25 protein-coding genes are annotated in these 25131 nt (G+C 71.5%); 8 read left to right on the forward strand and 17 right to left on the reverse strand.

The window, feature by feature from the left end; all coding sequences use genetic code 11:
- Positions 1-44: 44 nt before the first annotated feature.
- The 8 genes from IO36_RS38270 to IO36_RS38305 all read right to left on the reverse strand — a co-directional run bounded on the left by IO36_RS38270 (position 45) and on the right by IO36_RS38305 (position 6558).
- Positions 45-722: a TetR/AcrR family transcriptional regulator gene (locus IO36_RS38270; RefSeq protein WP_037627270.1), complete on the reverse strand. Its 678-nt coding sequence runs from the start codon at positions 720-722 to the stop codon at positions 45-47.
- A gap of 47 nt (positions 723-769) precedes the next feature.
- The gene (locus IO36_RS38275) at positions 770-1075 is read right to left on the reverse strand and encodes a DUF4229 domain-containing protein (RefSeq protein WP_037627272.1); all 306 of its coding nucleotides are present in this window, start codon (positions 1073-1075) and stop codon (positions 770-772) included.
- A gap of 105 nt (positions 1076-1180) precedes the next feature.
- Entirely contained in the window at positions 1181-1714 is a 534-nt protein-coding gene (locus IO36_RS38280) for a GNAT family N-acetyltransferase (protein ID WP_037627274.1), read from the reverse strand.
- Between the two features lies 1 nt (position 1715).
- Positions 1716-2879: an aminofutalosine synthase MqnE gene (gene mqnE / locus IO36_RS38285; protein WP_037627276.1), complete on the reverse strand. Its 1164-nt coding sequence runs from the start codon at positions 2877-2879 to the stop codon at positions 1716-1718.
- A gap of 97 nt (positions 2880-2976) precedes the next feature.
- The gene (locus tag IO36_RS38290) at positions 2977-3432 is read right to left on the reverse strand and encodes an Lrp/AsnC family transcriptional regulator (protein WP_037627278.1); all 456 of its coding nucleotides are present in this window, start codon (positions 3430-3432) and stop codon (positions 2977-2979) included.
- A 54-nt stretch (positions 3433-3486) separates the two neighbouring features.
- A complete protein-coding gene (locus IO36_RS38295; RefSeq protein ID WP_037627280.1) occupies positions 3487-4176 on the reverse strand; it encodes a UbiX family flavin prenyltransferase in 690 nt (229 codons plus the stop codon).
- A gap of 31 nt (positions 4177-4207) precedes the next feature.
- Positions 4208-5110 (reverse strand): menaquinone biosynthesis prenyltransferase MqnP, encoded by a 903-nt coding sequence (gene mqnP, locus IO36_RS38300; protein ID WP_037627283.1) that lies wholly within the window; start codon positions 5108-5110, stop codon positions 4208-4210.
- Complete coding sequence (locus tag IO36_RS38305; protein ID WP_037627285.1) at positions 5107-6558, reverse strand: menaquinone biosynthesis decarboxylase; 1452 nt, start codon at positions 6556-6558, stop codon at positions 5107-5109. The genes mqnP and IO36_RS38305 overlap by 4 nt, the downstream gene beginning before the upstream one ends.
- Positions 6559-6647: 89 nt before the next feature.
- Between IO36_RS38305 and IO36_RS38310 the strand changes: the two genes are divergently transcribed.
- Complete coding sequence (locus IO36_RS38310) at positions 6648-7046, forward strand: PLD nuclease N-terminal domain-containing protein (RefSeq protein ID WP_037627287.1); 399 nt, start codon at positions 6648-6650, stop codon at positions 7044-7046.
- Positions 7047-7211: 165 nt separating this feature from the next.
- Here IO36_RS38310 and IO36_RS38315 read toward each other — a convergent pair whose 3' ends face one another.
- Positions 7212-7553, reverse strand: coding sequence for an ArsR/SmtB family transcription factor (locus IO36_RS38315; protein WP_037627289.1), 342 nt, complete (start codon positions 7551-7553; stop codon positions 7212-7214).
- Between the two features lie 145 nt (positions 7554-7698).
- Here IO36_RS38315 and IO36_RS38320 point away from each other — a divergent pair, with 145 nt between their 5' ends.
- The 6 genes from IO36_RS38320 to IO36_RS38345 all read left to right on the forward strand — a co-directional run bounded on the left by IO36_RS38320 (position 7699) and on the right by IO36_RS38345 (position 14909).
- Positions 7699-8685, forward strand: a complete 987-nt coding sequence (locus tag IO36_RS38320; RefSeq protein WP_037627291.1) for a quinone oxidoreductase family protein — start codon at positions 7699-7701, stop codon at positions 8683-8685.
- A 247-nt stretch (positions 8686-8932) separates the two neighbouring features.
- Entirely contained in the window at positions 8933-9589 is a 657-nt protein-coding gene (locus IO36_RS38325) for a class I SAM-dependent DNA methyltransferase (protein ID WP_037627294.1), read from the forward strand.
- An 82-nt stretch (positions 9590-9671) separates the two neighbouring features.
- Positions 9672-10130, forward strand: coding sequence for a nucleoside deaminase (locus IO36_RS38330; protein WP_037627296.1), 459 nt, complete (start codon positions 9672-9674; stop codon positions 10128-10130).
- Between the two features lies 1 nt (position 10131).
- Positions 10132-11124: an isopenicillin N synthase family dioxygenase gene (locus IO36_RS38335; protein WP_245173634.1), complete on the forward strand. Its 993-nt coding sequence runs from the start codon at positions 10132-10134 to the stop codon at positions 11122-11124.
- A gap of 99 nt (positions 11125-11223) precedes the next feature.
- Positions 11224-13365 carry a hypothetical protein gene (locus tag IO36_RS38340; RefSeq protein WP_051901249.1) on the forward strand — a complete coding sequence of 714 codons (2142 nt, stop codon included), beginning with the start codon at positions 11224-11226 and terminating at the stop codon, positions 13363-13365.
- Positions 13365-14909, forward strand: a complete 1545-nt coding sequence (locus tag IO36_RS38345; RefSeq protein WP_037627299.1) for an ABC transporter substrate-binding protein — start codon at positions 13365-13367, stop codon at positions 14907-14909. The genes IO36_RS38340 and IO36_RS38345 overlap by 1 nt, the downstream gene beginning before the upstream one ends.
- Positions 14910-15001: 92 nt before the next feature.
- Here IO36_RS38345 and ccsB read toward each other — a convergent pair whose 3' ends face one another.
- The 7 genes from ccsB to hemL form a co-directional block, all read right to left on the reverse strand.
- A complete protein-coding gene (gene ccsB, locus IO36_RS38350; protein ID WP_051901250.1) occupies positions 15002-16123 on the reverse strand; it encodes a c-type cytochrome biogenesis protein CcsB in 1122 nt (373 codons plus the stop codon).
- A complete protein-coding gene (gene resB, locus IO36_RS38355; RefSeq protein ID WP_078943693.1) occupies positions 16120-17946 on the reverse strand; it encodes a cytochrome c biogenesis protein ResB in 1827 nt (608 codons plus the stop codon). The genes ccsB and resB overlap by 4 nt, the downstream gene beginning before the upstream one ends.
- Before the next feature lie 3 nt (positions 17947-17949).
- Entirely contained in the window at positions 17950-18687 is a 738-nt protein-coding gene (locus IO36_RS38360; protein WP_037627558.1) for a cytochrome c biogenesis CcdA family protein, read from the reverse strand.
- 50 nt (positions 18688-18737) lie between these two features.
- Positions 18738-19355: a TlpA family protein disulfide reductase gene (locus IO36_RS38365; protein ID WP_037627301.1), complete on the reverse strand. Its 618-nt coding sequence runs from the start codon at positions 19353-19355 to the stop codon at positions 18738-18740.
- A gap of 66 nt (positions 19356-19421) precedes the next feature.
- Positions 19422-20684: a polysaccharide deacetylase family protein gene (locus IO36_RS38370; RefSeq protein ID WP_107065900.1), complete on the reverse strand. Its 1263-nt coding sequence runs from the start codon at positions 20682-20684 to the stop codon at positions 19422-19424.
- A gap of 162 nt (positions 20685-20846) precedes the next feature.
- Positions 20847-21548: a histidine phosphatase family protein gene (locus tag IO36_RS38375; RefSeq protein WP_037627304.1), complete on the reverse strand. Its 702-nt coding sequence runs from the start codon at positions 21546-21548 to the stop codon at positions 20847-20849.
- Positions 21545-22861, reverse strand: coding sequence for a glutamate-1-semialdehyde 2,1-aminomutase (gene hemL / locus IO36_RS38380; RefSeq protein ID WP_037627307.1), 1317 nt, complete (start codon positions 22859-22861; stop codon positions 21545-21547). Before hemL ends, IO36_RS38375 begins: the two co-directional genes overlap by 4 nt.
- Before the next feature lie 576 nt (positions 22862-23437).
- On the opposite strand from hemL, the gene IO36_RS38385 reads away from it, so the two are divergent.
- Complete coding sequence (locus IO36_RS38385; protein ID WP_037627309.1) at positions 23438-23875, forward strand: hypothetical protein; 438 nt, start codon at positions 23438-23440, stop codon at positions 23873-23875.
- A gap of 265 nt (positions 23876-24140) precedes the next feature.
- Here the strand turns inward: IO36_RS38385 and IO36_RS38390 are convergent, their stop codons facing one another.
- A complete protein-coding gene (locus IO36_RS38390) occupies positions 24141-24902 on the reverse strand; it encodes an SDR family NAD(P)-dependent oxidoreductase (protein ID WP_051901251.1) in 762 nt (253 codons plus the stop codon).
- Between the last annotated feature and the right edge of the window lie 229 nt (positions 24903-25131).

Genomic DNA, 25131 nt, shown 5'->3' on the forward strand with positions numbered 1-25131 from the left:
TCGGACCCCGACCCGGCACGAACGGCCCCCGCCGTCCTCCCCGGTCAGGCCTCCGCGGTGGTCTGGTGCGGGACGGCGGCGGCGGGCGGCGGGGTCCAGGGCCGGCCCTGCATGAGGGTGCCGAGTCCCGCCCAGGCGAAGTTCATCAGGGTGGCGGCGGCCTGCCGGGCCGAGACGCCCGGGGTGGCGTTGGCCCAGGCGGCCATCGACTCGGCGGCACCGACGAGCGCCTCCGCGAGTCCGGCGACCTCGCGCGCGGGCAACGACGGGTCGCGGTGCGCCTCGCGCGCCGCGACGACGATCAACTGCGTGACGAACCGGACCAGTTCCTCGCGCATCGCGAAGACCTCGGCGGCGAAGGGCTCGCCGTGCGTACGGGCCTGGAGGTGCAGCACCGACCAGCCGTCCGGGTTCTCGGCGGTGTGGGTGAAGAACGCCCGCAGCCCTTCCCAGAGTTGGCGGTCGGCGGGCAGTTCGGTGCGGACACCGGCACGGACCGCGGCGGTGAGCGCCGCGGCCTCACGCCGGATGCAGGCGGTGAACAGGTCTTCCTTCGAGTTCAGGTACAGGTACACCAACGGCTTGGACACGCCCGCCAGTTCGGCGATCTCGTCCATCGACGCCGCGCGGTACCCGCGCTGCCCGAAGGTCCGTACAGCGGCGTCCAGCATCTGCTGTTCGCGCACCGCGCGCGGCATCCGCTTGTTCTTCACAGCACCCATGCGCCAAGCCTACGAGGGACCGCGGCGCGGCCGGGCGCGCGGCGGATTCAGGACGCCCGGCTCGCGGTGCCCGTGGCGGCCTCGTCCACGGCGGCGTCCTCCTGGGCGCGGTTGCGCTCCAGGTTCGCCCGGGCGCGGTCGACGCGCGCGACGACCTGCTCCGAGGCGCGGTCGCGGGCGCCGCGCAGGACGACGAAGCTGATCGGCGCGGAGATCACCAGGGCCAACAGGACGACCCACATGTAGTTGGAGTCGCCGAGGCCGCGCGGGGCGATGCCCGAGTAGACGAGGCCCCAGACGACCACGAGGCAGCCCACGAAGATCCCAAGGCGCATCAGTGTGTAGCGGAGCATCTCAATCCACTCTTTCGTTGCGAACGTTCCCGAAGGACCCCGTCCAGTGAAGCACGCCGGGACGTCGATCTTGCAGGGGGTCCTCGGTCGGGAACGCGCGGCCCCTCAGCCGCGGCGGGCGAGGGGCAGCAGCATGGTGATGTCGTCGCGGTCGTCGCCGGGCGCGACACGGATCGCGCCCGGGACCCGCCCGACCTCCTTGTAGCCGCAGGAGGCGTAGAACCGCTCCAGGCCCTCACCGCCCCGGCAGGTCAGCCGTATGGCGTCGACGCCCTCGAGGCCGCCCGCCGCCTCCTCGGCGGCGGCGAGCAGGTCCCTCCCGTGCCCCTTGCCCTGGTGCCGGGGGTGCACCATCACGGTGTAGAGCCAGACCCAGTGCTTCATCAGCCGGTGGGTGTTGTGGGTGAGGAAGGCGGTCGCGGCGACGGCGCCCTCCTCGTCCAGGCCGACCAGCAGCCGGGTGCGGCCCTCCGCCATGGCGACGAAGTGCTTCACCAGCTCGGGGCGCACGTCGCCGGGGGTCACCGGCGGCACGAAGCCGACGGAGCCGCCGGCGTTCGAGACGTCCGTCCACAGGGCGACCACGCCGTCCCGGAGGCCCGGGGTGACCGCCGGGTCCAGTTCGAAGACCAGCGCCACGTCAGACCCGCATCGGCTGGGGCGACTCACGACGCGCCGGGTCCGGTCCGTCGTACTCGCGGATGATCTCGTACCGCGTGTTGCGCTCCACCGGGCGGAAGCCGGCGTCGCGGATGAGGTCCAGCAGGTCCTCGCGGGTGAGCTTGTTCGGGGTGCCGTAGTTGTCGGCGTCGTGCGTGATCTTGTACTCGACGACCGAGCCGTCCATGTCGTCGGCGCCGTGCTGGAGCGCGAGCTGGGCGGTCTGGACGCCGTGCATGACCCAGAAGACCTTGACGTGCGGGACGTTGTCGAAGAGCAGCCGGGAGACCGCGAAGGTCTTCAGCGCCTCGGCGCCGGTCGCCATCTGGGTGCGCGCCTGGAGGCGGTTCCTGACCTTGCCGTCCTGCATGTCCACGAAGTCGTGCTGGTAGCGCAGCGGGATGAAGACCTGGAAGCCGCCGGTCTCGTCCTGGAGCTCACGCAGCCGCAGCACGTGGTCCACGCGGTGGCGGGGCTCCTCGATGTGCCCGTACAGCATCGTGCACGGGGTCTTGAGACCCTTCTCGTGCGCGAGGCGGTGGATGCGCGACCAGTCCTCCCAGTGGGTGCGGTGGTCGACGATGTGCTGCCTGACCTCCCAGTCGAAGATCTCCGCGCCGCCGCCGGTCAGCGACTCCAGCCCGGCCTCGATCAGCTCGTCGAGGATCTCGGAGGCCGACAGCCCCGAGATGGTCTCGAAGTGGTGGATCTCGGTGGCCGTGAACGCCTTCAGCGAGACGTTCGGCAGGGCCTTCTTCAGCTCGCTGAGCGAGCGCGGGTAGTAGCGCCAGGGCAGGCTGGGGTGCAGGCCGTTGACGATGTGCAGCTCGGTGAGGTTCTCGCCCTCCATCGCCTTGGCGAGCTTCACCGCCTCCTCGATGCGCATCGTGTACGCGTCCTTCTCGCCCGGCTTGCGCTGGAACGAGCAGTACGCGCAGGACGCGGTGCACACGTTCGTCATGTTGAGGTGGCGGTTGACGTTGAAGTGGACGACGTCGCCGTTCTTGCGCGTGCGCACCTCGTGCGCGAGGCCGCCGAGCCACGCCAGGTCGTCCGACTCGTAGAGCGCGATGCCGTCCTCACGGGTCAGCCGCTCACCGGCCCGGACCTTGTCCTCCAGCTCGCGCTTGAGCCCGACATCCATGCGATTACCTCTCCCTGTGACGAACGCTGCCAACCGTACTCCCCGCCCTCTCGGCGAAAGGCCCCCACCTGGGCCTTTCGCCCCACCCGGGGTGTGCCTAGTCCTCTTCCGGCAGCTCTCCGACCCGGTTCTCCCACTTCGTGGAGAGCACGATCGTCGTCCGGGTGCGGGAGACGCCCTTGGTGCCGGACAGACGCCGGATGGTCTTCTCCAGTCCGTCGACGTCGCTGGAGCGCACCTTGAGCATGAACGAGTCGTCGCCCGCGATGAACCAGCAGTCCTCGATCTCGCTGAGGTCGCGCAGCCGCCGGGCCACGTCCTCGTGGTCGGCCGCGTCGGAGAGCGAGATGCCGATCAGGGCGGTGACGCCGAGACCGAGCGAGGCCGAGTCGACCGTCGCGCGGTACCCGGTGATGACCCCGGCCGCCTCCAGCCGGTTGATGCGGTCGGTGACACTGGGTCCCGACAGACCGACGAGGCGCCCCAGCTCCGCGTAGGAGGCCCGGCCGTTCTCTCTCAGGGCCTGGATGAGCTGCCTGTCCACCGCGTCCATGCGATCGAAGCCTTCCGCTGAAAAGGTCTGAGACGTCTTGAGAATCTTGCGAGTCTAGGTGGTGGCGTCCCGGGAGCCGCTCCCGAGTCCGCCCTTCCACCGGCGGTACAGGCCGTGTTCGACGCCCGCCGCGTCGAGGGCCCGGCCGGCGACGAAGTCCACCAGGTCCTGGATGTGCGTGGCCCCCGCGTAGAACGCGGGCGAGGCGGGCAGCACGGTGGCGCCCGCGTCGTCCAGGGAGACCAGGTGACGCAGTGTCTGCCCGTTCAGCGGGGTCTCCCGCACGGCGACGACCAGCGTGCGGCCCTCCTTGAGGGTGACGCTCGCGGCGCGCTGCAGCAGGTCCTTGGACAGCCCGAGCGCGACCCCGGCCACACAGGCGGTGGACGCGGGCACGATCAGCATGCCCTTGGCCGGGTACGAGCCCGAGGAGGGCCCGGCCGCCAGGTCGCCCGCGCTCCAGTGCCGTACGGCGTCGAGGTGCTCGTCGGGGACGTCGAAGGTGCCGGGCTTGCCGTCGGCGCCCCGCTCCAGCCACGCCCGCAGGTCGGCCCGCCAGTGGGCGTCACGGAAGGGGAGGCCGGTCTCGTCGAGCAGCGTGAGCCGTGAGGCTCTGCTGACGACGAGGTCGACGCTCTCGCCCGCGTCCAGCAGTGAACGCAGCACCGAGGCCGCGTACGGCGTACCGGACGCCCCGGACACCCCCACGATCCAAGGCCGGCGCTGCGTCTGTCCTGGCTTCATGATGTCGAGCCTATCCGGCCACCGCCCATGGTCAGACCGTCAGCCCGCGCACCAGCAGGTCGAGCAGGGCGCACACGAACAGGGCGATCCCGATGAAGCCGTTGACCTGGAAGAACGCCCGGTTCAGCCGGCTCAGGTCGTGCGGCTTCACGATGGAGTGCTCGTAGAGGAACGCGCCGGCCACGATCACCAGGCCGAGCCAGAAGAAGACCCCGGCGCCGGTGGCCGCGCCGTACCAGACGAAGAGCGCCGTCGTCACGGCGTGGCAGACGCGGGCGCCGGTGACCGCGGCCGGGATGCCGAAGCGGGCCGGCACGGACATCACACCGATCTCACGGTCCGTCTCGACGTCCTGGCAGGCGTAGATCAGGTCGAAGCCGCCGATCCAGACGCCGACCGCGAGACCGAGGACGACCGCGTCCCAGGACCAGGTGCCGGTGACGGCGATCCAGGCGCCGACCGGGCCCATCGCCTGGGCGAGCCCGAGGATGGCCTGCGGGAAGTTCGTGAACCGCTTGCCGTACGGATAGACGACCATCGGGATGACCGCGATGGGCGCCAGCGCCAGGCACAGCGGGTTGAGCAGCGCCGCGGCGCCGAGGAAGACGACCAGGGCGATCAGCGCGCCGGTCCAGGCGTGCTTGACGCTCATCGCGCCGGTGACCAGTTCGCGCTGGGCCGTCCGGGGGTTGCGGGCGTCGATCTCGCGGTCGATGATCCGGTTCGCGGCCATCGCGAAGGTCCGCAGGCCCACCATCGCGACGGTCACCAGGAGCAGCGTCCCCCAGTGGATGTTCCTGTCGACCTCGAACATCGCCGTCAGGGCCGCGATGTAGGCGAAGGGCAGCGCGAACACCGAGTGCTCGATCATGACGAGGCGCAGGAACGCCTTGGTGCGGCCCGGCTGCGGAAGCGCCGCGGAAGCTGAACTCACAGCCCGTACTCCTTCCAACGGCGGTCGACCTTCGCCGCCGTCTGCGGGTCGGACAGCACCATCTCGGGCCAGCCGCCGTCCCGGGTGTAGCCCTCCTCGGGCCACTTCCTCGTCGCGTCGATGCCCGCCTTGCCGCCCCAGAACTGCTGGTAGGAGGCGTGGTCGAGATGGTCGACCGGGCCTTCGACGACCGTGAGGTCACGGGCGTAGTCCGTGTTGCCGAGGGCGCGCCAGGCGACCTCGTGCAGATCGTGGACGTCGCAGTCGGCGTCCACGACCACGATGAGTTTCGTCAGGGACATCATGTGGGCGCCCCAGACGGCGTGCATCACCTTCTGGGCGTGCTTGGGGTACTTCTTGTCGATCGCGACGATCGCGCAGTTGTGGAAACCGCCCGCCTCGGGGAGGTGGTAGTCCACGATGTCCGGGACGATGATCTTCAGCAGGGGCAGGAAGAACCGCTCCGTCGCCCGGCCGAGCGGGCCGTCCTCCGTCGGGGGCCGGCCCACCACGATGGACTGGAGCAGCGGCCTGCGCCGCATCGTCACGCAGTCGATGGTCAGCGCCGGGAACGGCTCCTGCGGGGTGTAGAAGCCGGTGTGGTCGCCGAACGGCCCCTCGGGCAGCATCTCGCCGGGCTCGAGCCAGCCCTCCAGGACGACCTCGGCGTTGGCGGGCACCTGGAGCGGGACGGTCTTGCAGTCGACCATCTCGATCCGCTTGCCCTGGAGGAACCCGGCGAAGAGGTACTCGTCGATGTCTCCGGGCAGCGGGGCGGTGGAGGCGTAGGTGACCGCGGGCGGGCAGCCGAAGGCGATCGCCACGGGCAGCCGCTCGCCCCTGCGGGCGGCGACCTGGTAGTGGTTGCGGCTGTCCTTGTGGATCTGCCAGTGCATGCCGATGGTGCGCTTGTCGTGGCGCTGGAGCCGGTAGAGACCGAGGTTGCGGATGCCGGACTCGGGGTCCTTGGTGTGGGTGAGCCCGAGGTTGAAGAAGGAGCCGCCGTCGTCGGGCCAGGTGAACAGGGCGGGCAGGGCGTCGAGGTCGACGTCCTCGCCCTGGAGCACCACTTCCTGAACCGGCGCGTCCTTGACCTTCTTGGGCGGGACGTGCGCCATCGCGCCGAGCTTGCCGAACGCCTCGCGCACGCCCACGAAGCCGTGCGGCAGTTCGGGCCGGAGCAGTCCGCCGATCTTCTCGGAGATCTCTCCGTACGACTTCAGGCCGAGGGCCTTGAGCAGCCGCCGGTCGGTGCCGAACACGTTCATCGCGAGGGGCATGGAGGAGCCCTTCACGTTCTCGAAGAGGAGCGCGGGCCCGCCGGCCTTCTGCACCCGGTCGACGATCTCCCCGACCTCCAGGTACGGATCCACCTCGGCCTTGATGCGCTTGAGGTCTCCCTCGCGCTCCAGCGCCCTGAGCAGGGAGCGAAGATCGTCGTAAGCCATGTGTCCAAGTATCGGCCACCCGCTAATCTGTGCCCGTCACCGGGGGGCCCGTGCCGCCCCGCCGTCGCTCACTGGGGGATCGTCCGGCCATGCTCAGGTATCTGCCCTTCCTGCTGGTGCTGGGGCTGTGGATCTACGCGTTCATCGACTGTCTGAACACGCCGGAGGAGGAGGTCAAGGGCCTGCCGAAGGTGGTCTGGGTCATCATCATCCTGCTGTTCGGCGAGGTGCTGGTCGGTCCGGTCGCCTGGCTGGTCGCGGGCCGCAACCGCCGGGGGCCCGCGGGCGGCTCCACGCCCGCCGAGTGGCACCGCAACCACCGGACCACGTTCGTCGCGCCCGACGACAACCCCGAGTTCCTGAAGTCCCTCAAGGCCGAGAACCGCAAGGACGAGGCCCTGCTGAAGGACTGGGAGGAGGACCTGCGCCGCCGCGAGGAGGAACTGCGCCGCCGCGAGGACCAGAGCAGGTCCGACGAGGACAGCTGAGTCCTGCGAGGACGGCCGACTCCGCGGAGGACGGCCGAGAACCGGCCGGGGGCGCACCCCCGGCCGTGGCAGGAGCCGTGCCCGCCGCCGGGCCGCGGCTCACAGGGGTGCCGCCCACCGGGACGTCGTAGCGACGCCCGGGCCGTCGGCCGCGCCGACGGCCCCTCAGATCCCGTCGGCCGGCTCCGCGCGCAGCACCAGGGCGAGAAGGCCCGGGAAGCGGGCGTCGAACTCCGCCCGGCGCAGCCGGTTGACCCGCTTGGGGCCCGCGTCGCGCTGCTCGACGAGACCTGCGCCGCGCAGCACGGCGAAGTGATGGCTGAGGGCCGCCTTGCCGACGGGCACGTCGAATCCGCCGCAGCTGCGGCTCCATTCCGGGGACCCGGCCAGCTCTCTGACGAGCTGGATCCGCACGGGATCGGCGAGGGCCGCGAGGGCGGCGAGCACCGGGACGTCGTCGGGATGGGTGTGCTCGGGCGCCGCCCGGTGACTGGTGCGCTCCGCCACGCCGGCCTCCCTGGTTCCGCGGCCCGCGTTCTCCCGAACCGCTTGCCGAGTGTTCGATGAAAACCATACACTCCCGAGTGTTCGCTTTTCATTGAACAGTCCGCGGGTGCGGGCCGTCCAGCCGGGCGTCTACCGGAGGTATGCCATGCGTACGGTCGAATTCCAGGAGTACGGCGGTCCCGAGGTCCTGCGGGTCACCGAGGCGAAGGTCCCCGACCCCGGCCCCGGGCAGGTGAGCATCGACGTGGCCTACGTGGGCGTGAACTTCGCCGACCTGCTGGCGAGGTCGGAGGGCTACCGCGTGCCGGGCCTGCCGTTCGTGCCGGGCCTCGAGGTCTCGGGCCGGATCCGGGCGGTCGGCCCGGACGTCACGGGACTGCGGGCCGGCCAGGAGGTCGCGGCGCTCACGGCGGGCGGGGCGTACGCGGACGTGGTCGTGGCCGACGCCGCGACCGCCTTCCCGCTGCCGGACGGTGTCGGACTGCGCACGGGCGCCACGCTGCCCACCGTCCTGCCCACCGCGTACGCGCTCCTGCACAGCGTGGGCCGGATCCGGCCGGGCGAGACGGTGCTCGTGCAGAGTGCCGCGGGCGGCGTGGGAACGGTGCTGGGGCAGCTGGCCAAGGCGGCCGGGGCCGGGACGGTGTACGGCGTCGTGTCCAGCGCGGCGAAGGCCGAGTACGCCCTCGGCAACGGCTACGACCAGGTGTTCACGGGTTCCTTCCGGGACGAGGTGCGCGACGCGACCGACGGCCGCGGGGTGGACCTGGCCCTGGACCCGGTGGGCGGCGAGACCTTCCGGGACACCCTCGCCTCCCTGGCCCGCTTCGGCCGTCTCGTCGCGTTCGGCAACGCCGGCTCGGAGGAGCCCTGGACGGTGGGACAGAAGGAGCTGAACCCGACCGGCCTCACCGTCTCCGGGTTCTCGATCCTCGGCCTGGCCGCGGCGGACCCGGCCGCCGTACGGGACCTCGCCGCGAAGGCGTTCGCGACGGTGGCCGACGGCACCGTCACCCTGCCCGTGACGGCGGAGTTCGCCCTGGAGGACGCCGCCGGGGCGCACGCGCTGATGGGATCGCGCACGAGCACGGGCAAGCTGCTCCTGCGGGTGACCGGCACGCAGGATGCGTGACACGGGGGTCGTCACGCGGGGGTCGTGACACGGGAACCGCCCGCCGCACGCGGCCGGTCCACGCGAGCCCTCCGTCGCCGGGGACCGGACTCACGGGGCCGTGACGCGGCAACCGGCGCCCCCGGGCGACCGGTTCGCGGGAGTCGTGACGCCTGGACCGGCGGCCGCGGGAACCCGCCGCCCCGGATGGCCGGTTCGCTGCGGTCGTGGCCGTCGCTGTCGGACCCCGGGTCTAGCGTTCACCGCCATGACGACCCGCCTCCACGCCACCCGCGCCTCCTACGACACCGTCGCCGCCGACTACGCCGAGCTGTTCCGGGACCTGCCGGTCGCGAAGCCGCTGGACACGGCGATGCTGGAGGCGTTCGCCGAACGGGTGCGGGCCGGCGGGGGCGGACCCGTGGCGGATCTCGGATGCGGTCCCGGGCGGGTGACGGTCCATCTGGAGAAGCTCGGCCTCGACGCGTTCGGGATCGACCTCTCCCCCGGAATGGTCGCGGTGGCCCGCCGTGCCCATCCTCGTCTGCGGTTCGAGACGGGCACGATGACCGGACTCGACCTGCCGGACGCGGCCCTCGCCGGAGCCCTCGTCTGGTACTCGACCGTGCACACGCCGATCGACGAACTGCCCGTGATGTTCGCCGAGTTCCGGCGGGTCCTCGCCCCCGGCGGCCATCTGCTCATCGCGTTCAAGGCGGGCGACGGACAGGTCCGGCTGGAGCACGCGTACGGCCATGACGTGGACCTCGACGTGCACCGCTTCCCGCCCGAGCGGATCGCCGCGCTCCTGCGGGCGGAGGGCCTGGACGAGGTCGCCCGCCTGGTGCGCGAGGCCGACGACGGGGAGAAGACCCCGCAGGCCTTCGTCATGGCCCGCAAGGGCGGTGCCCCCGCGGCCCCGTGACGGCGGCACCCCGCCGGGCACTTCCTCGCGCGGCCCTCGTGTTCCGGCCGCGCGAGCGGGGGCTCCGGGGGACAGTGGAGGCATGGAGCGCATCGATCAGGCACAGGCCCGCGCATGGCTCGCGACCGCGCTGGCGGAGGCACGCGCCGGACTCGCCGAGGGCGGCATCCCCATCGGGGCCGCGCTGTACGGCGCGGACGGCACCCTGCTCGGCCGGGGCCACAACCGCCGCGTCCAGGACGGCGACCCCTCGGCGCACGGCGAGACGGCCGCCTTCCGCGACGCGGGACGGCAGCGGAGTTACCGGGGCACGACCATGGTGACCACCCTGTCGCCGTGCTGGTACTGCAGCGGGCTGGTCCGGCAGTTCGGGATCTCCCGGGTGGTCGTCGGCGAGGCGGCCACCTTCCACGGCGGCCACGACTGGCTCGCCGCGCACGGGGTGGAGATCGTGCTGCTCGACGACCCCGAGTGCACGGCGCTGATGCGCGACTTCATCGAGAAGAACCCGGCCCTGTGGAACGAGGACATCGGTGAGTGACGTGACGAACCCTTCCGGCGTCCCCGTGACGCCCCCCTCCGACATCCCCACCGTCGACCTGGAGCCCTGGCGCTCCGGGGACCGCGACGCCCGCGCCGCGCTCGCCCGCACCGTCGACGACGCCCTGCGCCGGGCCGGCTTCCTGCTCGTCACCGGCCACGGCGTGGACCCGGAACTGCGCCGCCGGCTGCGCGAGACCGCCCGCTCCTTCTTCGTCCTGCCCGAGCAGGCCAAGCGGCCGTACGCCACCCGGGTCGGCGGGCGCGGCTGGCTCGGTCCGGGCGCCGAGGCCAACGGCTACGCCGAGGGCACGCGGACCCCGCCGGACCTCAAGGAGTCGCTCACCTTCGCGACCCGTGAACCGTTCGCGGACCCGGAGGTGAACGCGGCCTGGTACGCGCCCAACGTCTGGCCCGCCGAGACCCCGGAGCTGCGGGAGCTCACCGAGGAGTACCTGACGGCGATGGCCGGCCTCGAGCGGCTGCTGCTGGACCTGCTCGGCGGGGCGCTCGGCCTCGAAGGGGACTTCTTCACCCGGCACATGGACCACCCGACGTACGGCTTCAACATCAATTGGTATCCGGGCACCGAGGTCGTCGGCGAGCCGCGGCCCGGGCAGTTCCGGATCGGGCCGCACACCGACTTCGGCACGGTGACCGTGCTCGACCGCCAGACCGGCAAGGGCGGGCTCCAGGTGTTCACGGACGCCGGCGGCTGGCGGGACGCGCCCTACGACCCGGCCGCGCTGACCGTCAACATCGGCGACCTCATGGCCCGTTGGACCGGCGACCGCTGGCGTTCGGGCCGGCACCGGGTGCTCCCGCCGCCGGCCGACGCGCCCGCCGAGGAGCTGATCTCGCTCGTGTACTTCGGCGAGTGCACCCCGGGAACGCTGGTCGAGTCGGTGCCCGCTCCCGTCGGCCGGGTCGCCCACGAGCCCGTCGACTCCCATGTCTACCTGCGCCGGAAGCTCGATTCGATCACTATCGGTTGAACACCGGAACGTTTTCGTGACCGAACGGACGCCGATCGCTCTATCCCGAACCAACTCCCCCTTCTTAAACTGTTGTTGATACACCTCACAGCAGCACATATGGACCGAACCGCGGACCAAGGGGGAGATGCGGTGCACACAGGGCTGCACGGGCGGGGGGCGCTCTTCGACACCGATCCGCCCGGACTCGCGTCACGACTGGTCGGTCTGCGTCCGTTCCAGCTGCGCGCCACACCCTACGAACACCCCGCGGAGCCGCCCTTCGTGGTCTTCACGGGCGGCCGGGGGCTGGGCAAGACCGCCGTGCTCCTGGCCCTGCGCGAGGCCTACCGCGGACACACCCCGACCGCCCTCCTCGACGGCGAGGAACCGCAGTTCGCCGCGCCGCCCGCGGACCGTCCGCCCGAGTCCTGGTCACCGGTGGGACAGGCGCTCACCACGGCCGCCGAACAGCTCGCCGAACCGGTGAAGGGTGCCGGACGGATCGGGTTCCCGCGGCTGTCGTCGGGGCTGCTGGCGGTGGCGGCGGGCGGCTGGAGCGACCGCGACCTCCCGCGCATCCGGCAGGAGGCGGAGCGCATCCTGCTGCTCAGCGAGACCGAGAGCTGGCTGTCGGGATTCGCGGGCCGCTGGGTGAGCAAGGTGATCTCCAAGCTCATCGCCTCCATGAGCGGCACGGGTCCGGTCGTGGAGCCCATCATCGAGGCCACCCTGGAGGCGTTCACCGAGGGCGTCTCCCCCGCCCACCGCAGACTGCGCAGGGCCGCCGCCTGGTACCGCGACTACCCGAACGCGGGCGGCAGCCCCAAGCTCGCGCTGATCCTGCTCTCCCGGCACTTCCGGGCGGGCGGAGGCTCCCGAAGACACGCCGAGCGCCATCTCGTACGGGCGCTGCTGGCCGACCTGGACGACGCCTACGCGGGCGTCGTCCAGCGTTCGCACCGGCGGGGACGCCCGGTCCTGCTGATCGACAACGTCCAGGAACCCGCGGGCCTCGGCATCCTGGAGGCCGTTCTGAGCGACCGCGCCGAGGGAGTCGAGGACCAGGCCGTGTTCTTCACGGCGCTGCGCGGCCCCGCGCACCCGGCACTGCGCAACGCGGGCCGCCTCGCCCTGCCCGAGACGGCCCGGGCCACCGACTGGCGGCCCGGCACCTCCCCCTCCTCACGGGCCCTGCTCGTCACGCTGCCGCCGCTGACCCCGGACGACACCCTGCACCTCATGGACACCGCGTCCGGAGACCTCGCCGGGCCGGTCGCCGTACCGCCACAGCTGCCGCACGCCACCCACCGGCTGACGGGAGGCAGCCCGCTCGGCATCACCCTGCTGGCCGCCTCGGTCCGGCAGAACCTCCCCGACGGCGCCGACTCCCTGGGCGCGCTGCTGACCGCGGACGTGGCCCCGCACGAGGACCGGGCCGGCCGCCCCGCGTACCAGGAGCTCCTCGGCCGGCTCGTCCCCGGCGGCCGGCTCGACGAGCTGGCCGTGCTGGCCGCGGCCCACGACCGCGACTCGGCGTGCTCGCTGGCCCAGGCCCGGCTGCCCGAGGACTTCGGCACGTCGGGCGTCCTCGGACTGGAGGAACGGCTCACCGCGGAGGGCTGGACGACGGCGCCGGGACACTTCGTCGGCGATCCCTTCCTGCGCGCGCTCCTGCTGCTGCGGCTGCACCACGACGACCCCGGCCACGAACGGTGGCAGGCGGTGCACCGCGCCCTCGTCGACCACTACCAGGACCTCGGCGAGAGCGCCGGCGCCGACGGCGGTCGCTATCGGCTGCACCACGAACTCGCGCTCGGCAAGGCCGACTTCGCGGTGGCCCAGCTGCGCGACACCTTCCCCCTGCACGAGACCCGCGACTGGCTGTCCGCGCTCCTGTTCATCGCCTCGGCGCCCTACTACCACGCGCACGGCCCGGACGGCCGTGACGTCGAGGGCCGGGACCACCGGGCCTCCGTCGCCCTCGGCCGCACGGACGCCGCGCACCGGCCGCCCCCGGACGTGGACCCCGTACTGCACCTGCGGGTACGGCGGTTGCTGCACGCCGTGTGGCAGCTGACCGACCCGCTGGTGCTGCCCGACCCGAGGGTGGCCGAGCGGCTGCGCTTCGAACTGGAACAGCTGTCGAACCTGCGGCCCGCGGGCAACGCCCTGCTGTGGCGGGCCTCGCGGGACTGGCCCGCGGACGCGCTGGCCGGACGGCCGCTGCGGGTCCCGGACGACGAGGAAGGAGGGCGGTGATGGCCCGCTTGTGGGTGTGGCTGCGCGAGGACATCTGGGAGATTCGTTTCCGCAGGTATGTCGCCCTGACGCTCGCGGCCGCCCTGGTGGGCCTCGGCGCCTGGGGCGGGATGACGGCCGCGCGGGTGGACCGGTCCTGCGCCCCCGGGGTCGTCCAGCCCGAGGGCGGCGACGAGTGCGTCGGCGTCTCCTGGACGACGTACGCCTTCGGACGCGCGCGGTTCAGCGCCACCGTCCGGGCGATCAACCGGGAGAACCACCGCCTGGCGCCCGGCAGTTACGTCACCGTCGCACTGCTCGAACCCTTCACCGCGACCGACGCCGACAACCTCGCCGACGTCCAGCACGAACTCCAGGGCGCGTATCTGGCGCAGTACCAGGCCAACCACGACACGACCGGACTGAAGCCGAAGATCCGGCTCGTGCTCGCCAACCCCGGTGCCACCGGCGCCTCCTGGCGGTACACGGTCGACGCGCTGGACCGGATGGCGAAGGGGCCGGACCGGCTGCGCGCGGTGACCGGGGTCGGGATGAGCACCGACAACAACAGGAAGGCGGTCGCGGAGCTGACCCGGCGGGGCATCCCGGTGATAGGGAGTTCGATCACCGCCGACAGTCTCGCCAACGGACAGGACGGCACGGACCCCTTCCCGGGGCTCGCCCGGGTCTCGCCGACCAACACCGACGAGGCACGCGCCCTCGCCTCCTTCGCCAAGGTGTCGGCGGCCAGCGCCTTCCTCGTCTACGACCGGACCGGCGACCCCTACACCCGCACGCTCCAGACGTCGTTCGAGAAGATGCTGAAGGGCGCCCGCTACGAGGCCCAGCCCTTCACCCCGCCCGCCGACCGCAGCAAGGAGGGCAGCACCGCCAACGTCTTCGCACAGATCGCCACCATCCTGTGCAACACCCCGAAGACCACGGACACCGTCCTGTTCGCCGGCCGGCACACCCAGTTGCGGCAGTTCATCAACGCGCTCGGCGCCCGGGGCTGCTCGGACCGCCGCTTCACCGTGCTCACCGGCGACGAGGGCTCCTACCTCGCGGGCGACAAGGACCTCGACCCCGCCGCGGTGAAGGACCCCCGGCTGACCGTGCGCTACACCTCCCTGGCCCATCCGGACGCCTGGCTGAAGGACACCGCGCGGACCGGCGGCAGCGCGGCCGACGCGAAGGTGCTGACGCGTCTGCTGGACAGCGCCGTACGGGAGCCGGTCGGCCCGATCGGCCCGGTCTCCCTCGACGACGGCCAGCTGATCATCGCCTACGACGCGACGCGGCTGGCGGTGCGCGGGATCCGCGGGGCCTCGCCGACCGGGCGGATCCCCGCGCTCGCGGACGTCGGCCTGCAGTGGCCCCAGGTGAAGGGCGCGCAGCTGCGGGTGAACGGCGCGAGCGGGTGGATCTGTCTGGACGCCCACGGGAACCCGTACGACAAGGCCGTGCCCGTCGTGGAACTGACCCACGACAGCCGCGCCCGCTTCGTACGGATCGCCTGGCCGGACGGGAAGCCGCCGGCGGCGCAGTGTCTGCCCCCGTCCTGACGCGGCGGACACCGGCAGGGGCTCACCGCCCCATGGAAAAGGCCGGCCTCCGTGACGGGGTCACGAGGGCCGGCCTTGGCGCGAGAGGGAGGTCAGACTCCCGCGTAGGAGTGCTTGCCGCCGACGAAGATGTTGACGCCGTAGTAGTTGAACAGCCAGCAGCCGAAGGCGATCAGGGCGATGTAGGCGGCCTTGCGGCCCTTCCAGCCGGCCGTGGCCCGCGCGTGCAGGTGACAGGCGTAGGCGACCCAGGTGATGAACGCCCAGGTCTCCTTGGGGTCCCAGCCCCAGTAGCGGCCCCAGGCGTCGCCCGCCCAGATCGCGCCCGCGATGATCGTGAACGTCCACAGCGGGAAGACGGCCGCGTTCACGCGGTAGGAGAACTTGTCGAGCGAGGCCGCGGAGGGCAGCCGCTCCATGACGGAGGTGGCGAAGGTGCCGGGCGTCCCGCCGCGCACGAGCTTGTTCTCGTAGGAGTCCTTGAACAGGTACAGGATCGTGCCGACGGCGCCCACGTAGAAGACGGCGCCGCACAGGATCGCCGTCGAGACGTGGATGTACAGCCAGTACGAGTGCAGCGCGGGGACCAGCTGGTCGCTCGCGGTGTACAGGACGGTGACGGCGAGACCGAGGTCCAGCAGGACCGTGGTGATCAGGGGGAGGCCGAGCCAGCGCACGTTCTTCTTCAGCGCGAGCAGGACGAGGAAGACCCCGACCGCCACGGTGGAGAAGGTGATGTTGAACTCGTACATGTTGCCCCAGGGGGCCCGCTGCACCGACAGGGCGCGGGCGAGCACACCGGCCGCCTCGACGCCCCAGGCCAGCACGCTGAGGGACACGGCGATGCGTCCGTACAGGTCGCCCTGCTCGTCGCCGCCGTGGGCGCCGGGCCCGTCGGGCACGTCACGCGCGCCCGCCGCGGAGCGGGTGACGACCTTCGGCCGCTCCAGCACCGTGGTGCCGCCGGCGCTCTGCACGGTGACCGCGGGAGCCGCGGCCCCCGCCGTCGCGTCCTTCGCGGTGAGCGCGCTGGCCGTGCGGGCGACCTTGCTGCGGCTGCCGAAGAGCCACTCGGCGATGAAGGCGAAGAAGGCCAGGGTGTAGACGGCCATCGCGGAGTAGATCAGCGTGTTGCTGATGTTGGCGAGGTGTTCGTTGGTCGCGGTGGCCAGTTCGGTCACGGCGCCCAGGTCGTGTGCGGTGGCAAGCGTCACTGCTTCTTGGACCCTTCAGCGGCGGGTACGGGGGGTTCGGCGTCGGCGTCGGTGGGTGCCGCGTCTTCGTCGGGCTTGGTGGGTGCCTGTTCGTGCACGAGCGCGGCCAGGTCGCCGAGCTCCTCGGGAAGCTTCGCGGACTCGCTGCGGCCGAGCCCGGCCATCTCGACGACGGTGACCCCGTCGTCGCCGGTGGTCGCCCGCACCCAGACGCGGCGGCGCTGGATGAACAGCGAACCGGCGAGTCCGAAGATCGCGGCGACCGCCCCGGCCAGCGCCCAGTCACTGCCGGGCTGCTGGGTGACCTGGAAGTTCGCCCACTCCTTGATGTCCTTGTCGAAGGTGATCGAACCGGCGCCGTCCGGCAGCGTCATCGTCTCGCCCGGCCGCAGCCGCGCCTTGACGATCTCGCCCTTGGCGTCCTTGAACTGCTTCATGTGGCTCGTGTCGAGCTGGTACACGTTCTGCGGGAGGCCGGCGTCGACACCGAGGCTGCCGTGGAAGCCGCTCAGCGCCAGCACGGGGTAGTCGAGCGCGGGGAACTGGGAGAACATGTCGCCCTTGCCCGCCCCGGCGAAGGTCGGCACGAAGAAGGCCGAGAAGCCGAGCTGTTCGGTCGCGCCCTTCGCGTTCCGGTAGCCGTCCATGACCTTGATGGCGCCCTGCGAGGTGACGTTGGAGTCGAGCGGCAGCAGCGGCACGGCCTCGTGGAAGACGACCTTGCCCTTGCCGTCGCGGACGGTCACGGTGGGCGCGTAGCCGTGGGCGGTCAGATAGACCTTCGTGTCACCGATCACGAGCGGCTCGTTGACCTTGACGACGGTCCGGCGCTCCTTGCCGTAGGCGCCCTCGCTGTAGGTGAGGTCCGCCTGGTACGTGCGGGGCGTGCCCTTGTTGGGGCCGGTCCGCTCGTAGGTGCCGGTGAAGTTCTTCAGGTCGAAGCTGAACGGGGTCAGGTCGTCGAGGCTGAAGAGGCTGCCGGACTTGAAGTCGTCGTAGGACAGGAGCGAGTTGGAGAAGCCGTCGCCCTCGACGATCAGCTTGTCGCCCTCGGACTTGAAGAGCTGGCCCCAGGCGAAGGCTACGAGCATCACGATCAGCGCGATGTGGAAGAGCAGGTTGCCGGTCTCGCGCAGGTAGCCCTTCTCCGCGGCGACGGAGTCCTTGTCGGCGTAGGCCCGGAACCGCTTCTCCTTCAGGACCTTCAGTGCGATCTCGCGGACCTGCTCGGGCTCCGCGGCGGTGCGCCAGGTCGTGTACGCGGGCAGCCGGGTCAGCCGCTTGGGGGCGCCCGGCGGACGGCCGCGCAGCTGTCCGACGAACTGCCAGGTGCGGGGCACGATGCAGCCGATGAGCGAGACGAACAGCAGGATGTAGATCGCGGAGAACCACACCGAGCTGTACACGTGGAACAGGCCGAGCCGGTCGTACAGCGGGCCGAGCACGCTGTGCGCGTCCTTGAACGCCTGCACCTTGTCCGCGTCGGTGCCGGACTGCGGGATCAGCGATCCGGGGATGGCGCCGAGCGACAGCAGGAAGAGCAGGATCAGCGCGACCCGCATCGAGGTGAGCTGGCGCCAGATCCAGCGCGCCCAGCCGGTGACCTCGCGGGCGGTCCAGGCGATCCATCCGGCGGCCCCGGGGGCCCGGGAGCCGCCGAAGGAGCCGGGCATCGCGGTCTCCACGGGCGCGGTGGACAGCTGCGCCCCGGCCTCGCCGATCTCGTGGGCGTCCGCCGGCTCCCGGGAGGCCAGGACGTCCTCGCCGGCCGGTTCCCCGGCGCCGGCCGGGCCGGTCGTCTTGCCGGTGTCAGTGCTGCTCATGGATCAGATCCCTACCGTGAAGCCTTCGGACCAGCTCTGCATCTGCTGCACGATGCCGTCCCAGGCACCGGTGAGCAGGAGCAGGCCGGTCACGATCATCATTCCGCCGCCGATCCGCATCACCCACGCGTAGTGCCGCTTCACCCAGCCGAACGCGCCGAGCGCCTTGCGGAAGGCGACCGCGGCGAGGACGAAGGGCACGCCGAGACCGAGACAGTAGGCGACCGTCAGTATGGCCCCGCGCCCGGCGCTCGCCTGGTCCATCGAGAGCATGTTGACGGAGGTGAGTGTGGGGCCGAGGCACGGCGTCCAGCCGATGCCGAACAGGGCGCCCAGTATCGGCGCCCCCGCGAGCCCGGTCACCGGCCGCTTGTGGAAGCGGAACTCACGCTGGGTGAGCCAGGGCATCAGCCCCATGAAGAAGACGCCCAGCGCGATCATCAGCGCGCCGAGGACCTTGCCGAGCGTGCCGTTGTACTCGTGCAGCGTCGAGCCGAAGTAGCCGAACAGCGCCCCGCCGGAGACGAACACGGCGGTGAAGCCGAACACGAAGAGGCTGGCGCCCGCGACCATCCGGCCGCGCCGGGCCTCGGCCAGGTCCGTGCCGCTGACCCCCGTGACGTAGGACAGATAGCCGGGCACGAGGGGCAGGACGCACGGCGAGAAGAAGGAGACGAGCCCGCCGAGCACCGCGATGGGCAGCGCGAGCAGCAGGGCGCCGCTGTAGACCGTGGTGTTCATGTCGGTCGAGGCGGCGAGGGTCGTGGTCGTCTGGAGCAGGGACACGGCGGTCACTTCTCCGCGAGGACGGGGTCGAGCATCTCGTGCAGCTTGTCCTCGCTGAGCGCCTGGAGCGTACGCGCCGCGATCTTCCCGTCCCGGTCGATGATGATCGTGGAGGGGATCGTCTGCGGGTTGAGCGTGCCCTTCTTGAAGCGCAGCATCAGCTTGCCCGTCGGGTCGTACAGGCTGGGGTACGGGACCTTCTGCTCCTCCTCGAAGGCCCGGGGCAGGGAGGTGCTGGCGTCCCGCGTGTTGATGCCGACGAACTGCACGCCCTGCCCCGCGGTGGCCTTGGCGACCTTCACGAGGTTGGGCGTCTCGGCGCGGCACGGCGGGCACCAGGAGCCCCACACGTTGAGGACGACGACCTTGCCCTTGTAGTCGGCGACGTCGATGTGCTTGCCGTCGACCGTCTTGCCCGAGAGGTCGGGGGCCGTGTCCCGGGAGCCCTTGGCGACGGTGGAGATGCCGTCCTTGCCCTTGACGAAGTTGTTGCCGCCGCCGCCACCGGAGGTGCCGCCGGATCCGCAGGCGGACAGCAGGAGCGCGGCAAGGGCGGCCCCCGCGGTGTACAGGGCGACGCGGGGGCGGTTCGGGCGCTGGTCTGCGCGGCAGGCGGCACTCATGTGAAAAGTTTCGCATGCCCGTTTCGGGGATCTTCCGCACCCCCCTTGCGGGTGGAAACCCCCATTTCAGGCGGCCTGCCCCCGGAGGTAGCGGTGCCAGCCACCGACGGGCTCCTCGGCCACGTCCATGGCCTGGAGCTTCGCCAGCACCTCGGGCTTCTGGACGTCCAGCCAGTCCACGAACTGGCGGAAGGAGACCATGCGCACGTCGGCGCCCTTCTGCTTCTCCTGTGCGATGTGCGTGAAGACGTGCTCGACGGCGTCCATGTAGATGCCGCCGTTCCACTCCTCGAAGTGGTTGCCGATGAAGAAGGGCGCCCGGTTCGTCTCGTACGCCCGCTTGAACCCGGCCACGTAGGACGCGGACGCCTGGGTGCGCCAGCCCGGGTAGTTGTACGAGGGCGCCCGGGTGGTGGCGATCGACTGGTTGGCGAGGATGTTGTAGTCCATCGAGAGGACCTCGAAGCGGTGCCCGGGGAAGGGCATGGCCTGCAGGGGCAGGTCCCACAGCCCTTCCTTCTTCTGCGGCCAGCGCTGGACGCCGCCGGGCGAGGAGGCGTCGTAGCGCCAGCCCAGTTCCCTGGCGGCGGGCAGCAGGCTGTTCTGGCCGAGCAGACAGGGGGTGCGGGCGCCGATCAGTTCCTTCTCGTAGTCGAAGGGCAGCGGCGGCAGGTCGGTCCAGCCGGTGTTGGTGCGCCACTCGGTGACGAAGGACTTGGCCTGTTCGATCTCGCTGGTCCACTGCCGGGCCGTCCAGTTGCCGACGGAGCCGGAGCCGCCGCAGAAGTGCCCGTTGAAGTGGGTGCCGATCTCGTGGCCGTCGAGCCAGGCCTGACGGACCAGCTTCAGGGTGGAGCGGACGTGCTCGTCGCTGAGGTAGCCGATGTCCGACGCGCCGCGCGGGTTGTTCGGCGGGTCGTAGAGGCGCTTCTTCGACTCGGGCAGCAGGTACAGCCCGGAGAGGAAGAACGTCATGTGCGCGTCGTTCTCCCTGGCGAGCCGCAGGAAGCGGTCGAAGAGGCCGGTGCCGACCTCTCCGGCCCCGTCCCAGGAGAAGACCACGAACTGCGGCGGGGTCTCGCCGGGCTCCAGCGGCACGGGCGCGGCCGGCTGGCGCGGCTGCTTGCCGGTGAAGGCGGTGGAGCCGTCGCCGATGAGCCGCATGGTCGGCTTCTTCGGGGCACCGGGCCGGCCGGTTCCGGCGGACGCGGAGCTGTCGGGATGCCGCTTGGCGTCCTTACCGGAGGTGGTACCGCACGCGGCGAGTCCGAACGCGGTCGCCGCACCCGCACCGAGGCCGATCATTCCCCTTCGGCTGACGTCGCGCATACGGTCCTCTTTTCATCGCACCCTCTCAGCTGACTCTCAGCTTGTATCCCATGAGAGGGCACGACGAAGACCGGGGTTCCGTTTAACGCGCTCGGATTTATATGATTTTACGAAGATGCGCCCGATTGGACCGGTTCTTCGCCCGGTCCCCCTGACGGCCGCTCAGGCCCCGAACGCCTTGTCCTTCCCCTTCACCGGCTTGGCGCCCGCGAGGAGATGAGCCGGCACCAGATCCCGCGCGGGCTCGGTGTACCCCACGGACACGATCTTGTCGCCGCGATAGGTGAACGTCGTCAGCGAGGCCAGGGTGCACTGCCGCTTGCGCGGGTCGTGCCACAGCCGCCGCTTCTCCGCGTAGCTGCGCACGATCCAGATCGGCAGCTGATGGCTCACCAGCACCGCCTCGTGCCCGCGCGCCGCGTCCTTGGCCGCGTCCAGCGCCCCCATCATGCGGACCACCTGGTCCACGTACGGCTCGCCCCAGGACGGCTTGAACGGGTTGACCAGGTGCTTCCAGTTCTCCGGCCGCCGCAGCGCGCCGTCCCCGACCCCGAAGGTCTTGCCCTGGAAGACGTTGTCGGCCTCGATGAGCCGCCCGTCGGTCGCCAGATCGAGCCCGTGGGCCTTGGCGATCGGCGTGGCCGTCTCCTGCGCCCGCTCCAGCGGCGAGGCCACGACATGCGTGACATCGCGCGAGGCCAGGTGCTCGGCCACCCGGTCCGCCATCTGCCGCCCCAGCTCGGACAGGTGATAGCCGGGCAGCCGCCCGTACAGCACCCCCTCCGGGTTGGCGACCTCGCCGTGCCGCATCAGGTGGACGACGGTGATGTCCCCCGCGCCGTTCTTCCCGCTGGTCTCGCTCATGCCGTGGCCTCCGCCGCTGCCCGTGCCGCCGCCGGAAGGGCGTCGGCGATCCGCTGAACCGCCTGGTCGTCGTGGGCCGTCGACACGAACCACGACTCGAACGAGGACGGCGGCAGGTAGACGCCCTGCGCCAGCATCGCGTGGAAGAACGCGGTGTAGCGGAAGGACTCCTGCGCCTTCGCCCCCTCGTAGTCGCGCACCTCACGGCCCGTGAAGAAGACCGAGAACATGTTGGAGGCGCGCTGCAGACGGTGGGTCACACCCTCCTTGGCGAGCGCCTCGGTCACCAGCTCCTGGATCCGCGCCGACACCGCGTCGACCTTGTCGTACGCGGCCTGGTCGAGCAGCCGCAGCTGCGCGAGCCCGGCGGCGGTGGCGACGGGATTGCCCGAGAGCGTGCCCGCCTGGTACACCGGCCCGGCCGGCGCGAGGTGGGCCATCACGTCCGCGCGGCCGCCGAACGCGGCGGCCGGGAAGCCGCCGCCCATGACCTTGCCGAAGGTCATCAGGTCGGGGCGCACCCCGTCGATCCCGTACCAGCCGGCCCGGCTGGTACGGAAGCCGGTCATGACCTCGTCGGAGATGTACAGGGCGCCGTTCTTCGCGCAGGCGTCCTTCAGACCCTGGTTGAAGCCGGGCGCCGGCGGCACCACGCCCATGTTGCCGGGCGAGGCCTCGGTGATCACACAGGCGATCTCGCCCGGGTGTGCGTGGAAGGCGGCCTGCACGGCCTCGAGGTCGTTGTACGGCAGGACGATGGTGTCGGCCGCCTGGGCGCCGGTCACACCGGGCGTGTCGGGCAGCGCGAAGGTCGCCAGCCCGCTGCCGGCCGCGGCGAGCAGCGAGTCGACGTGGCCGTGGTAGCAACCGGCGAACTTGATCACCTTCGTGCGCCGGGTGAACCCGCGGGCGAGCCGGATGGCCGACATGGTCGCCTCGGTGCCGCTGGAGACGAGCCGGACCTGCTCGACGGGCTCGATGCGGGCGACGATCTCCTCGGCGAGGGCGACCTCCCCCTCACCGGGCGTGCCGAAGGACGTACCGCGCGCGACGGCCGCCTGCACGGCGGCGATGACCTCGGGGTGGGAGTGCCCGAGGATCATCGGACCCCAGGAGCAGACGAGGTCAACGTACTCACGGCCGTCGGCGTCGGTCAGATACGGACCGGTACCGGACACCATGAACCGGGGCGTACCGCCCACGGCGCGGAAGGCCCGCACCGGAGAATTCACGCCACCTGGTGTGACGACCGCCGCACGGTCGAACAGCGACTGCGAGGCTGGGGCTTCGTAGGGATAAGGCAGTTCGGTCATGACCTGCGACGTCTCCGACTCCGGGGGGCTAGTGACCTCCTCAGGGTAGGCCAGCGGCCCCCGTGCGCCGTGAGGGGAAGAACGGGGCGGCGTGAACGGAGCGCCCCGGCCCGACGTACGGCACGGCAGAGGAAAGATCCCGGCCATCGCCGGGCCGGTGTGACGGAGCCCGGTACGACATCCGGGTCCCGGACCCCGGCCATCTGCGAAACTGGGACACGAACGGACAGCTCACATGAACGACGGCGTTCAGGGGCCGCGAAGATCCCGCGGACAGGTATTTCGGCGTACGTTTCGGCGTGCGACCGTGGGGGAGGTCACTGTCACGATGATCGGGTTGCGTGGCGGGGGTCGCGCGACTTAGAAAAGCAGTCGGGTGGAGATATGCATCGCGGTGGACTGGGCGAGGGGACCGATGACCTCAACCCTCGGCGTGCCCGGCGGGGGAAGCACCGGCGTGAGGCGGAGGAAGCGGCCGGCAGAGCCGGCCAGGTACAGGGATCGCAGGGTGACCCCGACGAGCGGATCGATCGCGCGGTCGAACGACTGCGGGCGGAGAGCGGGAATGGTGGCCGAGTGGGGGTGACGTACAAATATTTCGGCGCGCCGGACGGCGCGACGGCCGCCAGGGTCCCCATCTCGATGCGCCCCGAGGAGCTCGGCGGCGACGAACTCGGCATGAACGGCATGTTCACCAAGATCAAGCCGGAGACGATGGCCGCGATGGTCCTCACCGGCATAGAAGGCGTCCCCCTGAACAAGGTGCCGCCGCTCGAGCTCGTCGTCCTGCACCCCGACTACGCCGTGGTCAAGCTCCCGATGACCGTCGTCGACCCGATCCGCGGCATAGGCGAGGAGGCCGTCGGCGCCGCCGCCTTCATCTGGTCCACGGTCCCCGACCGCGGCGGTCCGCGCGACGCCTTCAACGTCTACCAGCTGCTGCACGAGTGGCAGGACTTCTCCCAGCGGCTGCACGAGGCGGGGCACCAGCCCTACTGCCTGGTCTGGCCCTGATCCCGGGTCCTCCACGACAGCGGGCGGGGTCCCAGGACCCCGCCTCTTCCGTTCCCCGGTACCGCTGAGCCGGGCTCCGTGTCGGGGCCCCTGCCCCGGACCGCCCCGGGACCGGTGGGCTGAACCGCCGCCCCCGGACCGGTGGGCCGATCCTCCCGCCCGGCGATTCTCCGGACCGCCCGCCGGGCCGGTGACCGGACCGCGCTCCGGGCCGGTGACCGGACCGCCAGGGAGTCCGTACGCAGGAGCCCGCCACCGCCCCCGACTAGAGCCCGCCCGCGACGCGCAGGACCGCGCCCGTCGTGTACGAGGCGTCGTCCGACAGGAGCCAGGCCACCGCGCCGGAGATCTCCTCGGGCCGGCCCGCCCGGCCCATGGGGACGACGGCAGCGACCTTGGCCGGGCGCTGCGGATCCTCGTGGAAGTCGGTCCAGACCGTGCCCGGGGCGACACCGTTCACCCGGATCCCGTCGGCCGCGACCTCCTTGGCCAGACCGAGGGTCAGGGTGTCGACGGCCGCCTTCGCCGCCGCGTAGTGGACGTACTGCCCCGGGCTGCCCAGGGTCGCCGCGGCGGACGAGACGTTGACGATCGCTCCCCCGCCGGCCGCGGTCATCTCCCGCACGGCCCGGCGCGCGCAGAGCAGATAGCCGAGGACGTTGACCGCGAGGGCGTCCCGCATGCCTTCGGGGTCGGCGTCGGCCAGCGGCCCGTTGGGACCGCTGACGCCCGCGTTGTTCACGAGCCCGGTGACCGGGCCCAGCTCGGCGGCCGCCCGGTCGAAGAGCGCGTCGACCGCGACGGGGTCGCTCGTGTCCACGGCCACCGGCAGACCGCGCCGGCCCGCGCCCACGACGGCCTCCGCCACCTGCCCGGCCGCCTCCCGGCCGGACCGGTAGCCGATGACGACGTCGTGGCCCTCCAGGGCCAGCCGACGGCAGACGGCAGCGCCGATACCCCGGCTGCCACCGGTCACCACCGTGATCTTCCGTTCGCCGCGCACGGCCGCCCCCTTCTCCCAGGACATGACTCACCCATGAATCTCCCACGACTCCCCCAAGACAAGAGCCGTCGCCACAAAGGGATCTGACGGTGCACCCCTCGCACGGCGCAGCCCGCGAAGCAGACGAGTCGCCGCCGATCGGGTCATGCGTACGGAGCCGATCCGGGCCGCTCCGGCCATGACGAGGACGATGAAATACCAGGTCAGAACGGTCGCGCCACTCCTGGACGGCCGCCCGGGCGACCACCCGGGA

Source organism: Streptomyces aureus, from assembly GCF_000725495.1.
Taxonomy (GTDB): Bacteria; Actinomycetota; Actinomycetes; order Streptomycetales; family Streptomycetaceae; genus Streptomyces; species Streptomyces aureus_B.

Excerpts from the sequence above, each read along its gene's own strand:
- IO36_RS38270 (WP_037627270.1), bottom strand. The coding sequence starts at position 722 with ATGGGTGCTGTGAAGAACAAGCGGATGCCGCGCGCGGTGCGCGAACAG.
- IO36_RS38275 (WP_037627272.1), bottom strand. The coding sequence starts at position 1,075 with ATGCTCCGCTACACACTGATGCGCCTTGGGATCTTCGTGGGCTGCCTC.
- mqnE (WP_037627276.1), bottom strand. The coding sequence starts at position 2,879 with ATGGATGTCGGGCTCAAGCGCGAGCTGGAGGACAAGGTCCGGGCCGGT.
- IO36_RS38290 (WP_037627278.1), bottom strand. The coding sequence starts at position 3,432 with ATGGACGCGGTGGACAGGCAGCTCATCCAGGCCCTGAGAGAGAACGGC.
- IO36_RS38295 (WP_037627280.1), bottom strand. The coding sequence starts at position 4,176 with ATGAAGCCAGGACAGACGCAGCGCCGGCCTTGGATCGTGGGGGTGTCC.
- IO36_RS38305 (WP_037627285.1), bottom strand. The coding sequence starts at position 6,558 with ATGGCTTACGACGATCTTCGCTCCCTGCTCAGGGCGCTGGAGCGCGAG.
- IO36_RS38310 (WP_037627287.1), top strand. The coding sequence starts at position 6,648 with ATGCTCAGGTATCTGCCCTTCCTGCTGGTGCTGGGGCTGTGGATCTAC.
- IO36_RS38320 (WP_037627291.1), top strand. The coding sequence starts at position 7,699 with ATGCGTACGGTCGAATTCCAGGAGTACGGCGGTCCCGAGGTCCTGCGG.
- IO36_RS38325 (WP_037627294.1), top strand. The coding sequence starts at position 8,933 with ATGACGACCCGCCTCCACGCCACCCGCGCCTCCTACGACACCGTCGCC.
- IO36_RS38330 (WP_037627296.1), top strand. The coding sequence starts at position 9,672 with ATGGAGCGCATCGATCAGGCACAGGCCCGCGCATGGCTCGCGACCGCG.
- IO36_RS38340 (WP_051901249.1), top strand. The coding sequence starts at position 11,224 with ATGGACCGAACCGCGGACCAAGGGGGAGATGCGGTGCACACAGGGCTG.
- IO36_RS38345 (WP_037627299.1), top strand. The coding sequence starts at position 13,365 with ATGGCCCGCTTGTGGGTGTGGCTGCGCGAGGACATCTGGGAGATTCGT.
- resB (WP_078943693.1), bottom strand. The coding sequence starts at position 17,946 with ATGAGCAGCACTGACACCGGCAAGACGACCGGCCCGGCCGGCGCCGGG.
- IO36_RS38360 (WP_037627558.1), bottom strand. The coding sequence starts at position 18,687 with ATGAACACCACGGTCTACAGCGGCGCCCTGCTGCTCGCGCTGCCCATC.
- IO36_RS38365 (WP_037627301.1), bottom strand. The coding sequence starts at position 19,355 with ATGAGTGCCGCCTGCCGCGCAGACCAGCGCCCGAACCGCCCCCGCGTC.
- IO36_RS38370 (WP_107065900.1), bottom strand. The coding sequence starts at position 20,684 with ATGCGCGACGTCAGCCGAAGGGGAATGATCGGCCTCGGTGCGGGTGCG.
- IO36_RS38375 (WP_037627304.1), bottom strand. The coding sequence starts at position 21,548 with ATGAGCGAGACCAGCGGGAAGAACGGCGCGGGGGACATCACCGTCGTC.
- hemL (WP_037627307.1), bottom strand. The coding sequence starts at position 22,861 with ATGACCGAACTGCCTTATCCCTACGAAGCCCCAGCCTCGCAGTCGCTG.
- IO36_RS38390 (WP_051901251.1), bottom strand. The coding sequence starts at position 24,902 with ATGTCCTGGGAGAAGGGGGCGGCCGTGCGCGGCGAACGGAAGATCACG.